This window comes from Streptomyces sp. NBC_00510, assembly GCA_036013505.1.
Lineage (GTDB): Bacteria > Actinomycetota > Actinomycetes > Streptomycetales > Streptomycetaceae > Actinacidiphila.
In genome coordinates, this window is the sequence record CP107851.1 from 452,144 (window position 1) to 473,359 (window position 21,216).

Below are 21,216 nucleotides of genomic sequence, written 5' to 3' on the forward strand. Positions count from 1 at the left end.
TCGTGGGAGCCTGTGGCTGCCCGGGACGGGTATGTCCCGGCCTACGTGTTCAGGAAGGACTGCAGCAGGGCTGTCAATTCCTGCGGCTTCTCCTCCGTTACCCAGTGCCCCGAGCCCTCAAGGACCCGGCCCTCGACGTTCACAGCGTACTTGCGCCACTGGGCGGGAATGCCTTCACCGAACGATTCCGAGCCGCCGATCGCCAGGATGGGCATCTTCAGTTTGCCTTCGGCCGCGAACTTTGCGTTCTGGCGGATGTCTTCGCGGAACTGGCGGTATACGCTCATCCAGGCTGTCGTGCGCCCCGGCTGCTTCAGGTAGTGGGCGTAGAAGTCGTAGTCGGACGGTGTGAACGCGGACTTGTTCTGCCCCAAGTACTCGCCGACTATTCCCTTGACGAAGGCGCGCTCGTGGCCGGCGATGAGCTGCTCGGCGAGAGGCAGCTGGAACAGACCGAAGTGCCACGCCGAGGGCTTGTTCGGATCGGCTTCCAGAGCCGGGATGGTGTAGAAGCTCTCGTCCGGGACAGGGGCTTCCATCACGGCCATGCGGCGCACTTCCGACGGCCACTGGGCCGCGTAGGCGTAGCTGACCGACGAACCGACGTCATGGCCGACGACCTCGATTCCGTTGTTCAGCTTCAGCTGCTTCAGCAGCTGATGCACGTCCCCGGCCAGCTGTGCTGTCGAGTAACCGCTCTTGGTGACCTGCGAGTTGCCCATGCCTCGCAGGTCGACGGCGATCACGGTGTGCTTCTTGGAGAGCGGGCCCATTTGCTGCCGCCACTCGGTCCACGTCTGGGGGAAACCGTGGATCAGCACCACTGGCGAACCCTTGCCGCCTCGCACATAGTGCATGCGGAATCCGTTGACTTCCGCGTACTTGGACCGGAAACCGGGGGGCGGTTCCGCTTGTCGGAAAGTCGAGTGCCCGGACCCGGCGCCATGCTCCCGACTCTGGCTCCATGCTGTGGTGCTTGCGATCGCGGCGCCCGTCAGGACGGCTACCAGCGCCGCGATGAGCGCGATGATCCTGTTGGTCTTTGCATTCGGGAGCATTCGGGAACCCACGAGTCCCTCCTGAAGCTGTTTCTCGTCATGCGTCGAATCTGGCACGGCGCGGCCCATAGGCCACTTCCTCAATAGGGCGAAACGGACTTCCTCATGTTAGACAGATCTGTCTTCTAGGAGCAAGGCACGAGGTGGCGAGGGGCGTCACACGCTACCCCTCGCACCCGAATTGCCACGATGCGCAATCAGCAACACGGCGAACTCTGACTCTCTCCGGGGCGGCTGGACACCGTCCGCTCGGCCTGATCTGCACGTCCGGCGACCGCTCGAGGCCGATGCGCCGCTCATGGATCACTTTCCCCACTCGGCCGAGCAGACCTCCTCACCTTAGACAGATCTGTCTTGTTGGGCGCGAGTCCCGCAAGGGCGAGGGAGTCTCTCATCTCACCCCACGTACTCGAACGGTCACCTTGGACAATCCAGCTCAGGCCCCGGGGCAGCCGGACTCCTTCCGCGTTCGGCCCGATCTACACGGCAGTTGAGTAGCACGGCCGCCCAGTCGGTGAGCGGCTTGTCTCCGCTGGGCGTAGGTGACGGTGGTTTCTGTGCCAGGCCGGGCGGCCTGGCACAGCCACGAGGCTGCCCGGCTTCACCACAGGGGTCGTCGGAGGATCGCTTGGTCGACTCGTTGAGAAAGCACTGAGACAGGCGCAGGCTGGGAGTGACGGCGACGACGCGCGCGGGACAGTGGCCTCAGCACACCGGAGAAGGCTTCGATGAACGAGAACATCGCAGCAGCGGCTGGTTCTCGCAATGCGGCGGGCTCGACGGACGGCGTATCCGCATCCGTGGAGCTGGACGCCGAGGGAGTGGTAACCGTCTGGAGCACCGACGCTTGTGATCTGCTCGGATATGAACAGGGGGAGGCGGTCGGGCGACGGGCCGCAGAGCTGTTGGCCGAGGCTGTTACCGGCGATGCGTGGTCCCACTGGGCAGAGCGGACCCCATTCAGCGGCCGGTTCGTGGTGCGGTGCGGCAACGGTCGCCGGTTGCCGGTGTGGGCCGTCGCGCGGCCACACGGTGACGACGCCGAAGACGTACGGTGGCTGGTCACACTCCGCGGGCTGGGGCCGACCGCCCGGACCGGCACGGCCGACGAAGATGCGCCCGAGATGGCCGAACTCAAGCAGTGGGCCCTCGATCAGATGCCGCTGGCCATGTCCCTGTTCGACCGGCGGGGTCTACGGGTGGCGGTGAACGCGGCGATGGAGCGGGTCATGGAACCGTTGCCACTGGGGCTGCGCATGGGAGAGTACGAGCCCGGTCTGCTTATGGCGGGTACGGAAGGCTTCGACGAGGCGGCACAGCGTGTTCTGCGCACCGGTCGGGAGGAGACGATCGAGGGTTATCTGCGGACACCCGGTGAGGACCGCACCCACGCATGGCTGAGTGTGATGTATCCCGTGGTGGACCCCGCAGGCCGGGTGTGGGGTGTGTCCCTGGCCGCGATCGACGCAACCGACCAGTTCCGGGCCCGTCAGCGGCTGAGCGTCCTGAATGATGCCGGCGCACGCATCGGCACCACGCTCGACCTGGAACGCATTGCGGACGAGCTGGCCCAGGTCGCCGCTGAGCACTTCGCCGATTTCGCCGTCGTGGACCTTCTGGACAGCGTGCTCCTGGGAGACGCAACCGTCGACCAGCATGGTGAGCCGGCCCTCCGCCGGACCGCCCAGCGGTCCGTGCTGCCGGACTGCCCGGAGTCGGTCGTGCCGCTGGGCACCCGGCACACCTTCCACGAGAACTCGCCACCCGGCCGGGCGTTGGCAGCCGGACACGGCCTGAAGGACCTCCTTATCGACGAAGATGCCCTGGACGCCTGGGCCGCGGGTTCCGCGGAGCTGGCCCGCAGCCTCCGCGAACACCGCATACATTCCCTCATGGCCGTGCCGCTGCGGGCCCGCGGGGTAACCCAGGGTATTGCGATCTTCGGCCGCCATCGCGTTCCGGAACCCTTCGACGAGGAAGATCTGCACCTGGCCGAGGAACTGGCCACGCGGGCAGCCGTATACCTCGAGAACGCTCGCAGGTACACCAGGGAGCGCGCCATCGCGCTGGCCCTTCAGCGCAGTCTCCTCCCGCACCATGCACCTCGTCGGACCGCAGCGGCCGTCGACGTGGCATCGTGCTATCTGCCGGCCGACCCGAGCGTGGGCATCGGCGGCGACTGGTTCGACGTGATACCGCTGTCCGGGGCGAGGGTGGCGCTGGTCGTCGGAGACGTCGTCGGCCACGGCATCCAGGCCTCAGCCACCATGGGCCGGCTCTGCACGGCGGTCCGCACCCTGGCCGACGTGGACCTGACGCCCGACGAACTCCTCACCCAACTCGACGACCTGGTACTGCGCCTGGACCGGGAAGCGGCCGACGGCGGCACCTGGCAGGCGGAGGAAGGGCCCGCGGAGGTGGGGGCGACATGCCTCTACGCGGTGTACGACCCGGTGTCGCGCCGCTGCTCCATGGCTCGGGCCGGCCATCCCACGCCGCTGCTGGCCACTCCTGACGGAAAGGTCGACTCCCTGGAGGTGCCCGCCGGGCCGCCCTTGGGGGTGGGCGGGCTGCCCTTCGAGGTGGCGGAGTTCGAGCTCCCAGAAGGCAGCGTCCTCGCCCTCTACACCGACGGCCTCGTCGAGGGCACTGACTGCAGCCCCGACGACCTGCGCGCCGCTCTGCGCGATGTGTGCCGCCAGCAGAGCTTGGATCCGTTCTGCGACCGGCTCGTGCACCGGCTCGTGCCCGGGCATCGCACCGACGACGCGGCATTGCTCCTCGCGCGAACCCAGGCACTGGATGCCGCCAAGGTCGCCACCTGGGAACTCCCGGACGATCTCGTCGCCGTCGCCCACAGCCGCGAACTGGCGCGTGACACACTCGCCGCCTGGGGCCTGGAGCATGCCGCCTTCACAACCGAATTGGTGGTCAGCGAGTTGGTCACCAACGCCATCCGATACGGCCGCCCCCCGGTCGTCCTGCGATTGATCCATGAATCCGAGCTCATCTGCGAGGTCACGGACGCCAGCAGTACCGCTCCGCACTTGCGGCGCGCACGGCTCTTCGACGAGGGAGGCCGTGGTCTGTTCATCGTCGCGCAACTCGCGCAGCGCTGGGGCACCCGCCACACGCGGACGGGCAAGACCATCTGGGCCGAGCTGCCGCTGCCGGCGTCAGCAGCCGCCGGCCCCGACTGGTGACGGCCGGGCACGGCCGCAAACAACGCCACGGCGCCGACGGGCAGATCCGCCTGGCACCCCTGTTAAATCTCCCTCTCCTCCAGGAGAGACCGATGTATCCGGTTCAGTGCTGGCGCGGTGATCTCCCGATTGGGGATCCTGCCGATCGGCTCGACCGGCAGGACGGCCCTCATCAATCACACCCTGCGCGGGTTACTGTAGGCGCCCACCCGCCCTTCTTCGAGTTCACCCGCGACGGCGCGGCGCCGAGTTTGCACGGCATTCATCGATGCCCACGGCTGGATCACCGTCTACTGCCTGCCCCCGTACGCTCCGCGACTCAACGCGGTCGAGGGCATCGGGTCCCCGCTCCGTCGCCGTTGCCAAGCCAACGTGGCCTTCGCCACCCCGCTCAACTCATCCGCGCCCTTTGTCGCGGCCTGCGCGAGATCAAGTACCGAAGCCACCTCGTCGGCGGATGCCTCGCCAGCACCGGACTCACACGCACGACAGCACGTCTGCGACCTCGGTAACTGCACTGCTGCCGCAGCAGCTTGCGCGCGAAGGCACCGGCCCATAGGCGTTGCCTCGCGGCCGGCGACGATCTGGGTGTGCGTTCCACGGCGTACCAGCTGGCGGGACATCCGGCTGGTCGGGACGGTCCGGGGCCTGGTCGACGACGCCCACTCCCCCGGGCCCGCGCGCCAGCCCGCAGATGATCACTGACTACGTGGAAGTCAGGAGTAGAGTGCGACGGCTCCGCCCCACAGAGCGCCTGGATTCAGGCGCTCGGGGAACCGCTCCAACACGGCGTTGAAGAAGTCGAGAGCGCTGTCGTGCTGGAGGAGCAGCTCGTCGACGGTGTCGAGGTACCGGCGGGTTTCGCTGATGGTGCGAGTAGCGTCGTCGTCGAGCTTCTTGTTCTTGTGTCCGGCAACGATCCAGCGGGGCCCGAGGTCTTCGACGATTCCGATGGCTCGGCGCCACGCGTCCAGGCCACCGTGCCCGGCCTCGACCAGGAACTGGTGCACGCCGTTATAGATGACATCACCCGCGACCACGAGCTCGAGGTCAGGGACGTGCAGGACGCTGGTGTCGTCGGTGTCGCTGTGGCCGGCTTCGACGATCACCAGATCATGACCTTCGAGCGTGAACCGGTTGCCGGGCACGGTGACGGCCGTGACCGGAGTGTCCGGGATCTGGCCGGGCAGGAACTTGTCCCAGAAGCCTGCACGGATCGACACGTTGTGGTGCATCTGCTTGATCGTGCCGGTCGTCGCGACGACCTGGGCGCCGAATCGCTCGGACAGGACACCGGCGGTGAACCAGTGGTCGCCGTGACCGTGGGTGGCGAAAATGTGGGTCAGGTTCTTGCCGCTTGCCTCGATCCACTCACCGACAGCCTCGGCCTGAGCGGAAGTCATGGGCGGGTCGACGAGCACGGCGTCACGCTCGCCGTAGACAAGCGTGGAGGACAGAGGCGAGAACATCCGACGGTCGCCGTTGGGGACGAGCTCGGGCACGCTCAGCCGGATCGGGTCGGCGATGAAGACCTCATACGCGAGTGCGCTCTTTGCAGACATGACACTACCTCTTGTTCATGAGCGTTCTATGGATCAGGGGCGGGCAGCTGTAGGGGAAGGGTGGATAGGACGGCGAACAACGCTGCCGGGGAAAACTGGGCGCAGCCAACAAGGCAGCCGGCCGAAGACTGCGTCGGGGAAAAGCCGCACCGGGACTGGCGACGTCCTCTACGGCTGATCTCGGCACCGTTTGGGTCGGCTGCCACGCGCCCTAGCAAGCTCATCGGACGTCGCGACGGGGCGCTTCGGTCAGCCGGCCAGTTGCGGGTACAAGGAGGCGAGGTCGGCTGCCAAGCCCGCCTTGACCTGGCGGGAGAGCTCATCGGCCAGCACCTCGTAGGCGTCGGCTTCGATCCCGTCCAGCGCCTGCTCCGCGACGCTGCTCGGCGACGTCTTCGGCGCGTCGACGTGAGCCGCCATGTCGGTGTCCACGTAGCCGACGTGCAGGCCGGTGACCGTGATGCCGCGCGGCTGCAACTCCAGACGCAGCGAGTTGGTCTGCGACCACAGCGCCGCCTTGGATGCGCTGTAGGAACCGGAGAGAGCGACCCAGGACAGGACCGAGTGCACGTTCAGCAGGTGGCCCCCGCCGTTGGCCTCGATGACCGGGGCGAAGGCCCGGGTCATCAGCAGGGGGCCGTAGAAGTTGGTGTCGAACTCGCGGCGAACGTCGTCCACCGAGGAAGCCAGGAACGACGCCGCAACGGCCGCACCGGCGTTGTTGATCAGGATGGTGACGTCCTGTGCCTGTCCCGCGGCGGCGGCCACCGAGGCGGGGTCGGTGACCTCCAGAGGCAGCGCGACGGCGCCGGTGTGGGTGACGGTGCGGGGGTCACGGGCGGTGGCATAGACCTTCTTGGCGCCTCGGTCGTACAGGGACTCGACCAGGGCCCGGCCGAGGCCTCGGCTACCTCCAGTGACGAGAACGGTCGAACCTGCGATTGCAGTCATGAAACTACTCCCAGCGTGACGACCGACGGCAGAAACCGATCGGTTTCCAACACTGTAAACCGATCGGTTTCGCGTCGGCAACACGAGGCGTAGGCTCGCTTCTATGACTTCCAGCGCGCAGGCCTCGCCCGTAGCCACCACGGCAGCGACGGCTCCGACTCGCGAGCGGCTCCTCGATGCCGCGGCCGCGCTCTTCTACCGGGAAGGCGTCAACATCGGCATCGACGCACTGTGTCGGGCGGCCGGAGTCTCCAAGCGGTCGATGTACCAGCTCTTCACCAGCAAGGACGACGTCCTGGCGGCAAGCCTGGACCGTACCGGTTCCCGCTACCTGAGCCGACTGCTGCCGGCCGCCGAGGCCGACCTGCCACCGCGCGATCGCATCATGCATGTCTTCAAGCACCTCGAGTCGCTGTCCGCGTCACCGGACTACCTCGGCTGCCCCTTCCTGGCGACCGCGTTCGAGCTCAAGAACCCGGAACACCCCGCCAGCGTGGTCGCCCGACGCTACAAAGACGCGCTCACCGACTTCTTCCGCGAGGAGGCCGGTCGTGGTGGCGCGCACGACCCCGATCTGCTCGCCCACCAGCTCACCGTCGTCTTCGACGGATCCAGCGCCCACGCCATGACCCAAGCCCAGAGCCTGGGCGGGCTGGCCACGGCCACCGCCACGGCCCTGCTGGACACGGCGGGAATGTCCTGACAGCTCAGCACCGCCGGACCACGAAGGCCCGGATGCCCCCGCACGCGGCCCGAAAAGAGGTCCTGCACGGAGGGCAGGAACGCAGACACGCTTGCAGGTGTGGACGATCACGAATCCCCAGAACTGCCGCGAGCCAGCGACTGGGACGACACCCGCAGTCCTACTCCGAGTTCCTGCAGTTGCTCAAGCTGCATGGGATACCGACGGAAGCCGGCATCGCGGAGCCAGGCGCCGTAGGCGCGTCCGTCGCCAGCCTGGGTCGGCGGCTCACCCTTGCTGCGGCGCAGGCGGGCCGATTGGCAGTAACGCTGCCACCCGTAGTCCCATGGCCCAGTGGGGGTCGATGCGGGTCAGTTCGTCAACGACCCACGCTTGGGGTTGCGGTCTGCCAGTCGCTGCCTTCAAGGCAGATAAGATCATCAACGCCTCTCAGGGATGAGCCTCATTAGCGTCGCCTCAAAAGGCTTGCGGCCTTCTCAGATGCAGCACCGCAGGTCAAGGTCACCCGAATCACACATCACCCTAAATGTCGGATTATCAAAATCTGCAGCACTGCAGGCCAGACACTTGATCATCTACACCGATACCGCAATCTGGCTGCTCCGACACACCCGGAATCCCTCGCAGCAACGGCCCCTCGCTCCGCGGCGGTCTGGGACTCGACGTCTGCACCATGCCGCAGCGCCGGCTGCGTGCACTGCTGGCCCTCGGCATGTTCATTCACGGACCGACCAGCCTGTGGCCGCGCCATGTCAGCCTGGCCGACGTCACCCGCTATACCCTTGTCGTCTCTCCCCGCTACGACGACTTGGTGATCACCACCCGGGTCCCCGACAACGTCACCTGCTGGCTGGTCTGCCGTGAGGACCACCCGCTGATCGGGCTCCCGGGGCTGCGAGTGGAGAGCCGCCACGAGGACGGCTGGCGCCTGCGCCACCTAACTCGGTGGGAGAGGCGGGCCGGGGCAGGGTGGGGGCGACAGCTCCCGGAACGTCAACGGACTCTGCGACGGGGGCCGTGTCGGTGACGGCGCCGCCAGGCGGTGTGTGCGGTCGAACGAGCTTCGGCGCGGCCGCCGGAAATAACCAGTGGGAGTGCCACTCGCCGTTGGCTAGTCTCACGCAGATGGAGATCCGAACGTTCGACGAGCGGGATTGGCCGCAGGTCTGGCCGATCATCGAGCAGATCATTCGTAAGGGAGACACCTTCTGCTACGACCCGCTGCAAAACGAGGCGCAAGCCCACGACTTGTGGGTGGTACCGCCGCCAGGGCACGTCGTAGTGGCGGTGGAGGATCAGCGCATACTCGGCACCTCCAACATGTACCCCAATCGTCCGGGCCCGGGTGCGCACATTGCCAGCGGAAACTTTATGGTCGCTCCAGAAGCACGCGGTCGGGGTGTCGGCCAGGCGTTGGGCGAGTACCTGCTGGACTGGGCACGGAGCCGCGAATTCGCCGGCGTTCAGTTCAACGCCGTTGCGGCCTCCAACGCGCCGGCACTCAGGCTGTACGAGCGTCTCGGTTTCGCCATGATCGGCACCGTTCCCGGCGCGTTCCGGCATCCCACGCTGGGTGCGGTCGGCCTGCATGTCATGTACCACAACCTGGACTCGTGACCACTACTGGTCTGCTGCGAGTCCAACCTCGCGCTTTTAGGAAGTGAGCTGCCCGTGGGTGTTCAGCTAGTTAGGCAGTTTCGTTTGGATCAGTGGGACGTTGCTCTGGACATGTCGTTGACTGACCCCCAGTGGGCGCGGATCGAGCCGTTACGTCCGGACCGGAATCCGAAGAGGGGTGGCCGTTGACGGGATCACCGTGAGGTGATCGACGCGATCGCCTTCAAGTTCCGGACGGGAACGCAGTGGGTCCATCTGCCGGAGAAGTACGGGAACTGGCGAGGTGTCTACAACCAACGGCCGGATGTGGGCCGTTGATGGCACTTGGGAGCGGGTGTTCACGGCGCTGATGGCCCAGGCCGACGCCGACAAGGAGCTTGACTGGGTCGTCTCGGTGGACTCCACAATCGTGCGCGCTCATCAGCACGCCGCCGGTGCCTGCCCCACGTGCTGCTGGCAAGACTGGCGCTTCGTAGCCAGGCGCCCGCCTCGGGGATACGCGGTTGCAGCGTCCGTTACCCGGCAGATGCGAGCCCCCGCACACAGACGCTGAGACCTTGCGTGCAATAGCCTCGGCTGAGAGAGGGCGATGGGTTCCTCAAGCCGCCAGCTGGGGGTACAGGGCGGCAAGATCCGCTGCCAGGCCTGCCTTGACCTGACGGGAGCGCTCGTCGGCCAGCACTTCGTAGGCGTCGGATTCGATGCCGTCCAGGGCCTGCTCCGCAACCCTGTGCGGGGAAGACTTCGGGGAGGCGACGTGCGCCGCCAGGTCGGTGTCCACGTACCCGACGTGCAGCCCGGTGACGTTGATGCCGCGCGGCTGCAACTCCAGCCGCAGCGAGTTGGTCTGAGACCAGAGAGCGGCCTTTGACGCGCTGTAGGAACCGGCCAGAGCGATCCAGGACAGGACCGAGTGCACGTTGAGCAGGTGGCCGCCGCCGTTGGCCTCGATGACCGGGACGAAGGCCCGGGTCATCGCCAGGGGGCCGTAGAAGTTGGTCTCGAACTCGCGGCGGACGTCGTCCACCGGGGAGGCCAGGAACGAGGCCCCGATGGACCCACCGGCGTTGTTGACCAGGATGGTGACGTCCTGTGCCTGTTCCGCAGCGGCGGCCACCGAGGCCGGGTCGGTGACTTCCAGGGCCAGCGAGACCGCGCCCGGATGGGTGATGGTCCGGGGATCACGGGCGGTCGCGTACACCTTCTTCGCCCCTCGGTCGTACAAGGACTCGACCAGGGCCCTGCCGATGCCCCGGCTGCCTCCGGTGACGAGGACGGTCGAACCTGCGATCGCAGTCATGGGTCTGCTCCCATCGTGTGGCGGATGCCGATCGGTTGATCAGCGTTGGTCAGCGCAGGGCGGCCTTGCCCGCGTGGACGGCGCGCAGGGCGCGCTCGACGGTCTCCTGGCTCTCCCCCACCGGAGCCACGTATCCGAGGACATCGCGGACGGCATCGTCCCCGAGCGTTCGGCTGATGACCCATGCGGCGAGGTACTGGGATGCCAGGCAGCCTCCCGCGGTGGCGATGTTCCCCTCGGCGTGGAACGACGCGTCCAGCACGGTGACGCCCGCGGCTTCGACGAAAGGCCTGCTCTTGATGTCCGTGCACGCCGGCATGCTGCCGAGCAGCCCGAGGCGCGCCATTACCAGCGCACCGGAGCACTGGGAACCGATCAGCTGTCGCGAAGGGTCGAGTTGCAACATGGAGATCAGCCGGTCATCGGCGACCACGTCGCGTGCCTTGACCCCGCTACCGATCAGCACGACGTCGGCCTCGCGCACGAACTCCATCGGGCGCTGCCCGGTCACCTCGACGCCGTTCATCGACGCGACCACCGGCGTCGGCGTCGTGATGAAGGCTTCCAGGCCGTCTTTGCGGCACCGGTTGATCAGTGCGGAAGCGATGAAACTGTCGAGCTCGTTGAACCCGTCGAAGGTGACGACTGCTACCTGCATCATGGCTCCTTTGGCGTGTGTCATCGGATACTCAGTCTCCCTGGCGCGCTGTCACGCATCGATAGCCAATCAGCAGGTGATGGCATGTTCGCCGAGCTCCGCCTTGCGGGTGCCGGATCAGCGGCATCCGAACCGCTGTAGCGACGAGCGCTGATCACGGCCTCGTGCGCGATGCGCAGCGTCAGCCGCGACTGGATGAGGGCGGCCATGCCGGGCGTGAACCGGATGCCGATGTCGGCCTCGGACAGGCCCCAGTAGCCACGGTCGGCACGCATGACGCGGAAGTCGTCCGCGAGGGGGAACATCGCACCGGCAGCGAAGGGGTGCCCCTGCAGCGTGGCCACGGTGATCCCCGCCAGGGACAGCACGCGGGCGAAGAGGCCATGGACGCGGGTGCGGCAATTCTCGTGCTGGTCGGCGTGGGCGTCCAGCCACTCCAGGTCAAGGCCGTTGGAGTAGAACCTGCCCGTTGCGGCGGCCACCTCGGCGCGCGGCCCTTGGGCCTTCTCCACCTCGTCCAGGGCGGCGTCGACGGATGCGAGCCGATATGGGTGGAAGCGGTGCTCGCCGTCCCCGAGGTCCAGTACGAAGACGTTGTCCTGGCGGTCGAGGGTAGGCATGTGCCCTCCTGGGGGTCAGTACCAACCTCATGTCCGGGTCGGAGCCTTGATGCATCAACCTCAACCCTGTGTGCTTCTGGCAGAGAACGGAATTATCGAGTCGCTCCCACCGGTGTGACCGCAGCGGTCACAACCTTGCCGTTGATCAACTTCCGCGTGAGATGGTCGACGAGGCCTGGACTGTGCCGATGTCCCAAGGACGGGCAGGCCGTCGATGTCTAGGCTGCCGGCCTGGCAGAAGGCGAGGCTGCCTGATCACACCGCCGGACGGCCATCAACCGGTGCGGCAACCGCTTGGCGCCCGCGAGCGCGCAGGCCCGGGCGGCCCCTGCGCCTGGAGCGAGAACTCGCCACAGGCTCGGCTGCTGGGACTGTCCATACGGAAGAGGCTGCCCGATCGGCGAGCACGGGCACGGGTGGCGGAAATCTCCGTCAGTGGACGTCGGCGGCGTTGTAGCGCCGCAGGTAGACGGCCAGCTGGGCCAAGTCGGCGTCGTCCCAGTCGGTGAACCGCTCCCGGAAGGAGGAGCGGCGCTGTCGGTTGGCCTCCTTCAGCTGGTCCAGGCCCTTCTCGGACGCCTTCAGGATCTGCCTCCTGTGGTCGTCCGGATCGGTCTCGCGCACGATCATGCCCTCCGCCTCGAGCATGGCGATCTGCCGGCTGACGGTGGACTTGTCGAGCATGAAGTGCGCCGCGAGGTCGGCGGCGTGGCAGCTGCCGTTCCGGTGCATGTGGTCGAGCATGTTGTGGGCCACCAGTGTCAGCTCCCGGTGGAGCTGGACGGCCTTCTGCCGGGCGCGGCGGGCGAATGCGGTCAGTTCACGCTGAATGACGTCCGTCGACGCCTGACGGTCGGGCATGGGCGGGGCACTCCCTTCTTCACTGGTTGCAGCATGCAACCCAATTCATATGTACGTTACAACTACCCAGTGAAGGAGGGCACGTAATGAGCACCCACCGTCTGGCCGGAAGGCGGCCGACAGCGACCAGCACATCCCGTACCGTCCGCCATGTGGTGGTCCTCCTGATCACCCCGCTGCTGATGTGCCTGGGCATGGGGCTGGCCTACCTCGGCGCCTTCCACGCACCGCATGCACAGGGCCTGAAGGTCGCCGTCATCGGCACCTCGCCGCGAGTGCAGCTTCTGGCCCAGACGATCAAAGACAAGGCCGGTGATGCGCTGGACGTCACCACCGAGCCCGACCGGGCCGCGGCTCAGCGCCGGATCATGGACCGGGACCTGGTCGGCGCCTACGTGCCCAGCGTCAAGCGTCCCGAGCTGCTGGTCGCCAAGGCCAACTCCGACACCTCCGCCACCGCCGCGGAGATCGTGTTCACGACCGTGGCCGGCAAGCACGACGCGCCCCTGCACGTCACCGACCTGTCCCGGCTCTCCCGTGGCGACCTCACCGGCCAGGGCCTGTTCTTCCTGCTGGTCGCACTGACCATCGGCTCCAACGCCGGCGTCGCCGCCATCAGCGCCGCCGGTGCCGCACTGCGTATGGGGACCCGAGCGGTCATCGGCGTGGTTACCGCGCTGGCGATGAGCGTCATAGCGGCGGTGCTGGCCGGGCCGGTCTTCCACATCGTCGACCACAACCTGCCCGGGGTGTGGGGCATGGCCTGGCTCTACTCGGCCGGCATCCTCACCATCGGCATCGCCCTTCACACCTTCCTCGGGCGCTGGACGACGGCGGTCCAGATGGTGCTGTTCGTGATGCTGAACTTCACCAGCTCCGGCGGCATCCTCCAGCCCGCGCTGCAGAACGGCTTCTTCGGCGCGCTGCACGCCTTCTGGAATGGCGCCGGCTTCGTGGAGGGCGCACGCAGCCTGCTGTACTTCGACTCGACGGGCTTCGGCGGCCGCATCCTGTCCCTGGTGCTCTGGCTGGCCGCGGGAGCGCTGCTGATGACCGCCACCACGGTCGCCGAGCACCGCGCCGCCCCGGCCCTGGCCTCGCCGGCGAACCGGCAGCGGGACACCGAAGAGGAGACGGCCGAGGTGGACCTGGGTGAAGCCGTCGCCGCCTGAGGGGAGCTGCAGAGCCAGTTCGCCGCGTTGGTGGTCGGGGCAGTCGTATGGGCGACCACGTCTTTCCCGACTGCCGGAAGGTGTGGCTGGCCGAGCCTGTGCGAGCGAACCAATGCGGTCACAGCACTAGACGCAACCGTGGGTCCGGTGGAGCCCGTCCGGGAGTGCAATTTCGGCCCAGATGGTCTTGCCGTCGTGCCGTTGCCGGGTACCCCAGCGCTCGGCGAGCTGCGCCACGATGAACAGCCCCCGCCCGCCCTCGTCGAACATCCGGGCGCGGCGCAAGTGGGGGGCGGTGTTGCTGGCGTCGGACACCTCGCAGATCAAGGTGTCCTCGCGGATGAGCCGCAGCTGGACCGGAGCCGAGCCGTAGCGGATGGCGTTGGTGACCAGCTCGCTGATGACCAGTTCCGTGGTGAATGCCAGCTCTCCCAGGTCCCAGCCCTCCAATCGGGACGAGGCGAGGTCCCGGGCATGGGCCACCTCGGCGAGATCCTCCGTGAGGTCCCATGCGGCGGCATGGGCGCCGTCGAGCTCGCGGGTACGGGCGATGACCAGGGCGACGTCGTCTCGGGACTGTTCCGCGGCCACCGTGTGCAGGACGTGGTCGCACAGGTCCTCCAGCGAGGCAATCGGCTCGGATAGGGCTTTCTGGAGGTGTTCGAGTCCCTGGTCGAGGCTGTGTTCCGGGGATTCGATGAGGCCGTCGGTGTACAGGGCGAGCCGGGTGCCTGTGGGCAGCTCCAGTTCGGCCGTCTCGAAGGGAAGTCCGCCCACACCCAGCGGAGGACCGGCGGGGATGTCGAGGTACTCGACGTCCGATCCGGGACGCAAGACGGCGGGCGGTGGATGGCCGGCCCGGGCGGCCGTGCAGCGGCGTGAGACCGGGTCGTAGATCATGTAGAGGCAGGTCGCCACGATCTCACCGGCGACCGCTCCGGCGCCGCCGACGTCTCGGTGCCGGGTGACGACGTCGTCGAGGTGGGTGAGCAGTTCGTCGGGCGGCAGGTCGATGTCGGCAAGGGTTCGTACGGCGGCACGCAGCCGCCCCATACTCGCCGAGGCGTGAACGCCGTGGCCGACCACATCGCCCACCACCAGGGCGACCCTGGCCCCCGAGAGCGGGATGACGTCATACCAGTCGCCGCCCACTCCCGCGAACAGACCCGCGGGCAGATAGCGCGTGGCCGCATCCACTGCCGGCTGCCTCGATACCACCGGGGGCAGGAGGCTCCGCTGCAGCGCCAGGGAGGTGTTGTGCTCCCCGGTGTAGCGGCGGGCGTTGTCCACGCATACCGCGGCCCGTGCCCCGATCTCCTGTGCCAGGAGCAGGTCGTCGGCGTCGAAGGGGGCACGGCCCGGGGAGCGTGTGAACAGCGCCGCGCCGAGGGTCGCCCCCCGCGCGCGCAGGGGGATCGCCAGCGCGGAGTGCGGCCCGTTCGTGCCCGCGTCGCCGGGATCGGCAGGCACGGAGGCGGCACCGGCGGTATCGGTGATCTCCAGCATCATGGGCTCGCCCGTGTACAGCCCGAGGGTCGCTTCCGCCCGCTCCCGGTAGGTGACGGTCTCGCCCGGCCCCAGGTCTCCCGGGGGCGCGGGCGATCCCGATGCCGCGGTGCGGCACAGGGTGAGATCGCCCGTGCCGGGCCGCAGGACGGGTTCCTCGCCTTGGAGGACACTGACGAAGAGGTCCACCGTGGCGTGGTCCGCGAAGCGGTGCACCGCGACCTCCGTCAGTTCCTCGGCGGTACGCACCGCGTCGAGAGTGCTTCCGACCCGGCTGCTGGCCTCGCTGAGCAGCGCGAGCCGCTCGCGAGCGATCATGAGCCGTGTGAAGCGTCGCTCCCCCGCGACTCGGATTCGGCAGACGGCCACGCTGATGACCAGGCCCACCGCCAGCGCCGTGATGATCGTGATTTGGTTGGCGGGCCCCATGTCCCGCAGGAGAACCCCGTACAGCGCGATGGCGGCGGCCAGGTTGAACAGTCCGACGATCATGGTCTGCCGTACCGGCAGCAGGGCACTGGCCACGACCGGGATCAGGACGGCGTACTCCGCGATACCCATGACGTGCACCTCGGCGGCAGCCAGCGCCAATCGCAGGCCCGAGATCAGCACAACGCTGAGCAGCAGGAAGACGAAGCTTTTACTCAGTGGAACGGGTTGCACGCCCTACACCTCCCCATGCCGGGAGCGGGACCCTGCGACGTCCCCGTCTGACGTTGCCCTGGCAGGTAACAATTTACCCTTTGCGAGAATTGTCCCATTGACGAAAGACTGCCGTGCCGGGACACACGCCATCCATCGCACGCACAGCGCCTCAGGGGCCTCGGTGGCGCGGCCGCACCGGCACCGGCGACCCGCCCGGCCGGCACATGAGGCAGGTCCGGTTCGGCCGGATACGGGGCAGGCTCACTACCGCCTCGCCCCGCAACGCGTCGCGCGGAACGACTCTGGCCGTCCGCCACTTGGGGGCCTAGGTGCCCACGCCGGCGACGACGACAGCTACGAGCCTGCATCGCTGTCCAACCGCGCGAGCGGGCGGTCGGCGATCAGCGTCGCCAGCGCTTCGCACCCCGCGCACCCCGGCACCCGGCACCCGGCACCCGGCACCCGGCACCCGGCACCATGATCCGACCGCCCCGGCGTGGCGCACCTGTCGTGCACGGCCTCGCGGAATCGCCCTCGGAGAAGTCCGGTCGGCACATCGGGGTTAGCGTGACGGAGTGGAATTGTTTCATTTGCGGTACTTCGTCGCGGTCGCGGAGGAGCTGAATTTCTCTGCGGCGGCCCGCCGGCTGCACATGGCCACGTCTCCGCTGAGTCAGCGGATCAAGGACCTGGAGCGGGAGCTCGACCACCGTCTGTTCGAGCGCGACACACACCGTGTCGCGCTCACGCCGGCCGGTGAGGCGCTGCTGCCGATCGCCCGAGACGTACTGGAGCAGATCACCTCCATACCGTGGCGGCTGCACGAGGCGGCCTCGCCAGGGCGCAGCACCCTGTTCGTGGGGATTCCTTCGGGAGTGCACCCCCGGCTGAGGCACCTCGTCGACGCGCTCGCCGAGCGCGTGGGCGAGCGGTGCGAACTCCTGCGCTGGCCAGGCTCATCCAGGGCTCTGGTCACCGCAGTGGGCGAGGGAAAGCTCGCGCTCGCGCTGGCCCGGCTGCCGGTCGATGACCCCGCGCTGGAGCGACTGCCGGTGATGTCGGAACGGTTGGGCGCGGTGGTGCCGGCCGACCAGTTCGCCGGGCGGGACTGCGTGACCCTGGCCGAACTGGCCGACCTCTGCTTCATCGTCGCTCCGAAGGAAGGCAGACCCGCCTATTTCGATCAGCTCGACCGGGAAATGTTCGAGCGGGGGGTCAGGAAACGCATCGAGCTGACCGACACCGACTATTCCGGAATCGCCGAGGTGGTTTCCGGCGGGATGGCTTTCTATTTCTCCCTGCTCGACCCGGAGAGCCCCCTGCACGGGTACGCGATGGAGAACACCAAGGTGTTGCCGTTCACGGATTTCGAGCGACACCTGGAGACCGTCCTGGTCTGGCGCCGCGACCGGGCCTCCGGCGGTGACCTGGACGAACTCATCGACGCGGCCCGCCTGGTCTTCGCCGAGCCGCTTGTCGTCTGAGCCGGCCGGCATTCGAACCGGAAGCGGGATCCCAGGCGTATCGGCATTTCCTTGATTTCGGGTGCAGTCGGCCCTCTTCTCGCCATGGACGGAGGCATCCCGGGGGCTTGCCTGCCGGTGTGACCGCTGCGGTCACACCGATGTCAGCAACACGGTGATTCCACTGTCCGCAATGTCCGCTTAGCGTTCATTTCTGTAGCCAGCCAAGGGCACGAAAGGACGCAGACAATGGCGGACACTCACACTCCCGGCCCGCTCGACGGTGTGCGGGTCATCGACCTCTCGACAGTGGTCATGGGCCCGTACTCGGCCCAGATCCTGGGAGATCTGGGCGCCGACGTCATCAAGATCGAGTCCCCAGCGGACCCCCTCCACATAGGCGAGTTCCGCAACACGCCGGGCATGACCCCGCTGCACCTCAACGTCAACCGCAACAAGCGCAGCGTGGCCCTCGACCTCAAGGACGAGGCGGAACACGCCCAAGCCCTGAAGCTCATCCACACCGCCGATGTGCTGATCACCAACATGCGACCCCGCGCGCTCGCCCGGCTGGGCCTGACCTACGACGACCTCACCGCCGCCAACCCGGGCTTGGTCTACGCGCACGCCGCCGGCTTCCGCGGCAACTCCGACCGGGCGGACGCCGCCGCTTACGACGAAACCGTGCAGGCCGCCTCCGGACTGGTCGACATCGCCAACCGGGCACTGGGCACGCCGCTCTACCTGCCGACCATCCTCGCCGACAAGGTCTCCGGCCTGACCATCGCCTACAGCGTGCTCGCCGCCCTGGTACACCGGAACAAGACCGGGCGCGGCCAGCAGATCGAGATCCCGATGGCCGACACGCTGATCACGTTCAACCTGATCGAGCATCTCGCCGGGCACACCTTCGACCCGGCGACGGGTCCCACGGGCTACCCGCGGTCGCTGTCGCAGCACCACAAGGCGCGGCGGACCAAGGACGGCCTGGCCGCCGTGATCCCGTACACGCCGCAGAACTACCGCGACTTCTTCCACGCCGCCGGCCGTCCCGACCTGGCCGCCGACCCCAGGGTCAACGGCCCCGTCCTCAACGTCGCCGACGCCGACGACCTGTCCGACCTGGTCGACCAGTGCGCGCCCGCGCTGACCACGGCCGAGTGGACCGAGGTGTGCACCAAGCACAGCATCCCGATGGGACCGGTGCTGGAACTGGACCACTCGCACGACGACCCCTACGTCCGCGAGGGCCACCTCCTCGACACCGTCGTGCACCCCACAGAGGGGCCGGTCCGCACGATCGGGATCCCGGTCAAGTTCTCCGTCACGCCCGGCTCGATCCGCCGCCTGGCCCCCGTACCCGGCCAGGACACCGCCGAGGTCCTCGCCGAACTGGCCGCCATCCGCTGAGCACCAACAGCCACAGGAGAAGCCGTGAGCATCAATGACGTACGCGTGCAGCGGGTCTGTTCGACCTTGCTGATCACGATCGACCGGCCCCACGCCCGCAACGCGGTCAACGCCGCTGTCGCCGCCGGGCTGGCCGCAGCGCTGGACGAACTGGAGGCCGACGCCGAGCTCCGCGCCGGTGTCCTGACCGGAGCCGGCGGCACCTTCAGCGCCGGCATGGACCTCAAGGCCGCGCTGCAAGGCGAGCCCCCGACGATCCCGGGACGCGGCTTCGGCGGCCTGACCGAAGCCGAACGGACGAAACCGCTCATCGCCGCCGTCGAGGGCTTCGCCCTGGGCGGAGGGTTCGAACTCGCCCTGGGCTGCGACCTCATCGTCGCCGCCGAGGACACCACGTTCGGCCTGCCCGAGGTCAAGCGCGGACTCATCGCCGCCGGAGGGGGCGTGGTTCGCCTGCCCAAGCGCATCCCCTACCACCTGGCGATGGAGCTGCTGCTCACCGGGAGCCCGGTCAGCGGCCTCCGCGCGGGCGAGCTCGGCCTGGTCAACCGCGTCACCGCGCCCGGCCAGGCGGCGACCGCCGCCCTTGGGTTCGCCGAGCAGCTCGCGAACAACGCCCCGCTCGCGCTGGCCGCGGTGAAGTACCTCGTGCGGGCCGCCGACGGCATGCCGGAGCCGGAAGCCTTCCGCCTGCAGAGCAAGGCGATGGACACCCTGATGGCCTCGGCCGACGCACACGAGGGCATGACCGCCTTCGCCGAGCACCGCGCCCCGCAGTGGACGGGGAAGTGACATGAGGATCGACGACGTACGACGCCATGGCACCACCCCGCTGGGCCGCCCGGCATTCGCGCCCGTAACCGCGCGGTTCACCGACCGCGAGTACCTCAGCATCGTCTACCGCACCGACCCCGACGTGCTGCGCGCCGTCGTCCCCGAGCCCCTGCGCATCGAGGAGCCGCTGGTCCGGTTCGAGATCATGAAGATGAACGACGTCACCGGATACGGCCCCTACACCGAGAGCGGCCAGGCGATCCAGGTCGGCTTCGACGGCGAGCACGGCGAGTACCTGCACGCGATGTACCTCGACAGCTTCCCCGCGACAGCGGCCGGACGCGAGGTCAGCGCCTACCCCAAGGTGATCGGGACGCCGAAGCTGTACGTCGACCACGACGTGCTGGTCGGCACCCTCGACTACGGCACGCTGCGGGTGGCCACCGCGACCATGGGCTACAAGCACCACCGGCTCGACACCCGCGAGGCCCGGGCGCAGATCACCGTGCCGACCTTCATGCTCAAGACCGTCCCGGGATACGACGGCACCCCGCGCATCCAGGAACTGGTCCGCACCCAGATCACCGACGTCGTCGTCAAGGCCGCCTACACCGGCCCGGCGCGGCTGCAGTTGTTCCAGCACGTCCTCGCGCCGCTGGCCGACCTGCCCGTCCTGGAGATCGTCTCGGCGAGCCACGTCCTCACCGACCTGACCCTCGCGCCGGCCGAGCCGGTCTTCGACTACCTCCAGGCAGGCACACCATGACTCACCCCTTCCGCACCGCTGCCGTGATCGGCGCCGGCACCATCGGACTGTCCTGGACGGCGCTGTTCGCCGCCCACGGTCTGACCGTCCGGGTCAGCGACCCGCGCCCCGACCTCGCTGACGCCGTCGACACCGCGCTGGCACAGTTCACCCCGCACCTGGCCGCCCTGGGCCTTGACGTCGGCGGCCTGGCCGACCGGGTCCACCTCGCCGGCGACGTCACCGAAGCCGTCCACGACGCCGACGTCGTCCAGGAGAACGGCCCCGAGAACCTCGACTTCAAGAAGCGGCTGTTCGCCCGGCTGGTGGAGGAAGCCCCCTGGCACGCGCTGCTGCTGAGCTCGTCGTCAGCGATCCCGGCGACAGCCTTCACCGGGCGCCTCCAGGACGCGAGCCGGATCCTGATCGGGCACCCGTTCAATCCGCCCCATCTGATCCCGCTCGTCGAGGTCGTGCCGGGCGGGTGCACCAGCGAGGACGCCGTCCAGGACGCCGTCGACTTCTACACCTTCCTCGGCCGCACCCCCGTCGTGGAACGCAAGGAGATCCCCGGGTTCGTCGGCAACCGCCTCCAGCGCGCGGTCAGCCGCGAGGCCACCTACCTCGTCCAGCAGGGCGTCATCACCCCGGACGACCTCGACACGGTGCTGACGACCTCGCTCGGCATCCGCTGGGCCACCGTAGGCCTCTTCCTCGGCCAGCACCTCGGCGGCGGCCCGGGCGGCTACCGCCACCTGATCGAGCACATCGGCGCATCCATGGGCCACCTGGCCCTCGGACAGCCGTCGAACGACCCCGCGGACCAGGAACGCGTGGTGAGGGCCGTGGAGCAGGCCTACGGCTCCCACACGTACGCCGCTCTCGCCGAGGATCGCGACCGCAGGCAACTCGCCGTCCTGTCCGCGCTGAACGCCACCGCCCAGACCAACCGCATGAAGGAGAACTGA

The 21,216-nt window shown here is 68.1% G+C and carries 17 protein-coding genes; 9 read left to right on the top strand and 8 right to left on the bottom strand.

All coding sequences use genetic code 11. From position 1 onward, the window contains the following. Window positions 1–41 precede the first annotated feature (41 nt). A complete protein-coding gene (locus OG937_02195) occupies window positions 42–1,127 on the bottom strand; it encodes an alpha/beta hydrolase (GenBank protein WUD70582.1) in 1,086 nt (361 codons plus the stop codon). A 659-nt stretch (window positions 1,128–1,786) separates the two neighbouring features. Here OG937_02195 and OG937_02200 point away from each other — a divergent pair. Next, a complete protein-coding gene (locus OG937_02200) occupies window positions 1,787–4,261 on the top strand; it encodes a SpoIIE family protein phosphatase (GenBank protein WUD70583.1) in 2,475 nt (824 codons plus the stop codon). A 716-nt stretch (window positions 4,262–4,977) separates the two neighbouring features. Here the strand turns inward: OG937_02200 and OG937_02205 are convergent. Continuing rightward, window positions 4,978–5,823, bottom strand: a complete 846-nt coding sequence (locus OG937_02205; GenBank protein WUD70584.1) for an MBL fold metallo-hydrolase — start codon at window positions 5,821–5,823, stop codon at window positions 4,978–4,980. A 249-nt stretch (window positions 5,824–6,072) separates the two neighbouring features. Continuing rightward, entirely contained in the window at window positions 6,073–6,774 is a 702-nt protein-coding gene (locus tag OG937_02210) for an SDR family oxidoreductase (protein ID WUD70585.1), read from the bottom strand. A 103-nt stretch (window positions 6,775–6,877) separates the two neighbouring features. Here OG937_02210 and OG937_02215 point away from each other — a divergent pair, with 103 nt between their 5' ends. Beyond that, entirely contained in the window at window positions 6,878–7,477 is a 600-nt protein-coding gene (locus tag OG937_02215; protein ID WUD70586.1) for a TetR/AcrR family transcriptional regulator, read from the top strand. Between the two features lie 1,125 nt (window positions 7,478–8,602). Next, window positions 8,603–9,094, top strand: a complete 492-nt coding sequence (locus OG937_02220; GenBank protein WUD70587.1) for a GNAT family N-acetyltransferase — start codon at window positions 8,603–8,605, stop codon at window positions 9,092–9,094. A gap of 598 nt (window positions 9,095–9,692) precedes the next feature. Here OG937_02220 and OG937_02225 read toward each other — a convergent pair. From OG937_02225 to OG937_02240, 4 genes are all read right to left on the bottom strand, one after another. Next, window positions 9,693–10,394: an SDR family oxidoreductase gene (locus OG937_02225; GenBank protein WUD70588.1), complete on the bottom strand. Its 702-nt coding sequence runs from the start codon at window positions 10,392–10,394 to the stop codon at window positions 9,693–9,695. Between the two features lie 49 nt (window positions 10,395–10,443). After that, entirely contained in the window at window positions 10,444–11,052 is a 609-nt protein-coding gene (locus OG937_02230) for a DJ-1/PfpI family protein (protein ID WUD78606.1), read from the bottom strand. 20 nt (window positions 11,053–11,072) lie between these two features. Further along, window positions 11,073–11,672 (bottom strand): enoyl-CoA hydratase-related protein, encoded by a 600-nt coding sequence (locus tag OG937_02235; GenBank protein WUD70589.1) that lies wholly within the window; start codon window positions 11,670–11,672, stop codon window positions 11,073–11,075. A 432-nt stretch (window positions 11,673–12,104) separates the two neighbouring features. Then, window positions 12,105–12,533: a MarR family transcriptional regulator gene (locus OG937_02240; protein WUD70590.1), complete on the bottom strand. Its 429-nt coding sequence runs from the start codon at window positions 12,531–12,533 to the stop codon at window positions 12,105–12,107. An 86-nt stretch (window positions 12,534–12,619) separates the two neighbouring features. Between OG937_02240 and OG937_02245 the strand changes: the two genes are divergently transcribed. Continuing rightward, complete coding sequence (locus tag OG937_02245; GenBank protein ID WUD70591.1) at window positions 12,620–13,705, top strand: hypothetical protein; 1,086 nt, start codon at window positions 12,620–12,622, stop codon at window positions 13,703–13,705. A 126-nt stretch (window positions 13,706–13,831) separates the two neighbouring features. Here the strand turns inward: OG937_02245 and OG937_02250 are convergent, their stop codons facing one another. Next, entirely contained in the window at window positions 13,832–15,874 is a 2,043-nt protein-coding gene (locus OG937_02250; protein WUD70592.1) for a SpoIIE family protein phosphatase, read from the bottom strand. Between the two features lie 557 nt (window positions 15,875–16,431). On the opposite strand from OG937_02250, the gene OG937_02255 reads away from it, so the two are divergent. From OG937_02255 to OG937_02275, 5 genes are all read left to right on the top strand, one after another. Further along, entirely contained in the window at window positions 16,432–17,340 is a 909-nt protein-coding gene (locus OG937_02255; GenBank protein ID WUD70593.1) for a LysR family transcriptional regulator, read from the top strand. A 228-nt stretch (window positions 17,341–17,568) separates the two neighbouring features. Then, window positions 17,569–18,729, top strand: coding sequence for a CoA transferase (locus tag OG937_02260; protein ID WUD70594.1), 1,161 nt, complete (start codon window positions 17,569–17,571; stop codon window positions 18,727–18,729). 24 nt (window positions 18,730–18,753) lie between these two features. Next, window positions 18,754–19,521 carry a crotonase/enoyl-CoA hydratase family protein gene (locus OG937_02265; GenBank protein ID WUD70595.1) on the top strand — a complete coding sequence of 256 codons (768 nt, stop codon included), beginning with the start codon at window positions 18,754–18,756 and terminating at the stop codon, window positions 19,519–19,521. A gap of 1 nt (window position 19,522) precedes the next feature. Further along, complete coding sequence (locus tag OG937_02270) at window positions 19,523–20,269, top strand: acetoacetate decarboxylase (GenBank protein ID WUD70596.1); 747 nt, start codon at window positions 19,523–19,525, stop codon at window positions 20,267–20,269. Next, entirely contained in the window at window positions 20,266–21,216 is a 951-nt protein-coding gene (locus tag OG937_02275; protein WUD70597.1) for a 3-hydroxyacyl-CoA dehydrogenase NAD-binding domain-containing protein, read from the top strand. The genes OG937_02270 and OG937_02275 overlap by 4 nt, the downstream gene beginning before the upstream one ends.

Coding starts and splice junctions, on each gene's coding strand:
- OG937_02220 (WUD70587.1), top strand. CDS start 8,603: ATGGAGATCCGAACGTTCGACGAGCGGGATTGGCCGCAGGTCTGGCCG.
- OG937_02275 (WUD70597.1), top strand. CDS start 20,266: ATGACTCACCCCTTCCGCACCGCTGCCGTGATCGGCGCCGGCACCATC.
- OG937_02230 (WUD78606.1), bottom strand. CDS start 11,052: ATGCAGGTAGCAGTCGTCACCTTCGACGGGTTCAACGAGCTCGACAGT.
- OG937_02245 (WUD70591.1), top strand. CDS start 12,620: ATGAGCACCCACCGTCTGGCCGGAAGGCGGCCGACAGCGACCAGCACA.
- OG937_02260 (WUD70594.1), top strand. CDS start 17,569: ATGGCGGACACTCACACTCCCGGCCCGCTCGACGGTGTGCGGGTCATC.
- OG937_02200 (WUD70583.1), top strand. CDS start 1,787: ATGAACGAGAACATCGCAGCAGCGGCTGGTTCTCGCAATGCGGCGGGC.
- OG937_02270 (WUD70596.1), top strand. CDS start 19,523: ATGAGGATCGACGACGTACGACGCCATGGCACCACCCCGCTGGGCCGC.
- OG937_02215 (WUD70586.1), top strand. CDS start 6,878: ATGACTTCCAGCGCGCAGGCCTCGCCCGTAGCCACCACGGCAGCGACG.
- OG937_02195 (WUD70582.1), bottom strand. CDS start 1,127: ATGGGCCGCGCCGTGCCAGATTCGACGCATGACGAGAAACAGCTTCAG.
- OG937_02240 (WUD70590.1), bottom strand. CDS start 12,533: ATGCCCGACCGTCAGGCGTCGACGGACGTCATTCAGCGTGAACTGACC.
- OG937_02235 (WUD70589.1), bottom strand. CDS start 11,672: ATGCCTACCCTCGACCGCCAGGACAACGTCTTCGTACTGGACCTCGGG.
- OG937_02210 (WUD70585.1), bottom strand. CDS start 6,774: ATGACTGCAATCGCAGGTTCGACCGTTCTCGTCACTGGAGGTAGCCGA.
- OG937_02205 (WUD70584.1), bottom strand. CDS start 5,823: ATGTCTGCAAAGAGCGCACTCGCGTATGAGGTCTTCATCGCCGACCCG.
- OG937_02225 (WUD70588.1), bottom strand. CDS start 10,394: ATGACTGCGATCGCAGGTTCGACCGTCCTCGTCACCGGAGGCAGCCGG.